This window comes from Guyparkeria halopsychrophila (genome assembly GCF_044582135.1).
Taxonomy (GTDB): domain Bacteria; phylum Pseudomonadota; class Gammaproteobacteria; order Halothiobacillales; family Halothiobacillaceae; genus Guyparkeria.
In genome coordinates, this window is record NZ_JBDODP010000074.1 from 1 (window position 1) to 328 (window position 328).

The following is a 328-nucleotide window of genomic DNA, read 5'->3' on the forward strand; positions in this document are numbered from 1 at the left end:
CCAACTCGAGTTGCTTCACGCCCAGGATGTCGCGGCAGCGATCTTGGCGGCGATCGAGAAAGTGCACACTGGCGAGCTGCGCCTTCAGGGACGCGGCATGAGTGTTGCCACAGCCGCCGGCAAGCTGATTGACATGCATCGTTCCTATACGACCGGCATCGTCCCTGACCTGCGTGACCCCGTTGATTTGCAATTGTTCAACACCCTGCGCAGTTTTCTGTATCCGGCGTTCTACCCGCAAACGCTAATGATGCACAGCGACGAGCGCGGTACTCTCTTCGAAGGGATCAAGAATCGCAATGGTGGTCAGGCGTTTCTTTCCACCACA

1 pseudogene is annotated in these 328 nt (G+C 57.3%); it reads left to right on the forward strand.

The window, feature by feature from the left end:
* Window positions 1-328, forward strand: a pseudogene (locus ABGV18_RS11545) (NAD-dependent epimerase/dehydratase family protein); the annotation flags it as partial.